The 1,325-nt window shown below is 69.2% G+C and carries 1 protein-coding gene; it reads right to left on the bottom strand.

Going from position 1 to position 1,325, the window contains the following annotated elements; translation table 11 throughout:
• Positions 1-2: 2 nt before the first annotated feature.
• A complete protein-coding gene (locus ABZV78_RS31790) occupies positions 3-1,055 on the bottom strand; it encodes an IS110 family transposase (protein WP_355644565.1) in 1,053 nt (350 codons plus the stop codon).
• Between the last annotated feature and the right edge of the window lie 270 nt (positions 1,056-1,325).

Below are 1,325 nucleotides of genomic sequence, written 5' to 3'. Positions count from 1 at the left end.
CGTCAAGTCCTTCCGGCGGTTTCCATGAGCCGGAACATGTGCCGGGCGGTGTAGCGCTTGAGGCAGCGTCGGATTTCAGCGTCGGATTTCTGTTGGGCACGTCGGCGGGTGAGGTAGTGCTGGGTGGGCTCGTGGCCGTGGATCATGCGCCAGTTGACGATGGTGTGTAGGGCTCGGTTGAGCTGGCGGTCGCCGAAGCGGTTGAGCCGGTGACGGGTGATGCGGCCAGAGGATGCCTGCAGCGGACTGACGCCGGCGAGGGCGGCGAAGGCGGCCTCCGAGCGGCATCGGCCGGGGTGGGACCAGGCGATGATGAGGTGTGCGGCGCTGACCGGGCCGACGCCGGGCTCGGCCAGTAGCGCGGGCATGATCGCGTCGACCAGGTCGTGGAGTTGGCGTTCGTTGGCGCGGATCTCTTTGTCGAGCTCGCGGATGCGTTGGGCCAGGCTGCGTAGGGTCTGCCGCAGGACCCTCTCGGTGGGGGTGTGGCGGGGGTGAACGCGCAGCAGGGCGCATGCGGCTGTCTGCCGCGGCGTTGACTGTCGGCGCAGCGGCTCGCGCAGCTGGTCGGGTGCGGTCAGCAGCAGTGCCTTGAACACGTTGATCGCGGCGGTGCGGGTGGCGTTGGCGTGTTCGCGAGCCACGAGCAGGATGCGTAGTGCTTCCCGGTCGCCGTCGCTACGCGGCTGAGCGTGATGTCCTGCGGCCAGGGCGGTGCGGGCGGCCAGACGGGCGTCGGACGGGTCAGACTTGCCGCCTGGCCGACGCCCGACGCGCTGCGGCCGCCCGGCCTCGATCACCTGCTGTCCTGCAGCCAGGAGCGTGCGCAGCAGCCCGGCTCCGTGCGAACGGCAGCCTTCGACCGCCCAGATCAACTGCGGGCCTGGCGCCTGCTGCACGGCCCAGGCGATGAGGTCGCTGCACCCGCCAGGGCTCGCCTCGATGGTGATGGTCGCAATCTCCCGCCCAGCATGATCGAGCAGGCAGGCGGTGTGCGTGTCGTTGTGGGTGTCCACGCCGATGACGGCGTCGACCGATTCTGCGAGCATGGGCATTCGGCCGTTGCTCCTTCCCGAGGGCGGTGGCTGACGTTGGCACCGGCCTGGGTGGAGACACCTACGGCACATCTGTGATGAGCCACGCCGCGTGGCGGGCAAGCTTCTGATCAGGCCAGACGGTGAGCCAGGCCGGTGCCGGCGATCAAGACGACAGGTCAAGTGCAGGGCACGCCGCAGGCGGCCAGATGCTTGATGAGTCAGCCCTGATCACCGGCACCGATCCTGGCAGCAGTCCACCCAGGACCACCACCGCGAGCCTCACAGATG

Origin of the sequence: Micromonospora sp. NPDC004540 (assembly GCF_040610095.1) — a bacterium.
In the GTDB taxonomy this organism is placed as follows: domain Bacteria; phylum Actinomycetota; class Actinomycetes; order Mycobacteriales; family Micromonosporaceae; genus Micromonospora.
This window is presented reverse-complemented; position numbering and strand designations above follow the sequence as displayed.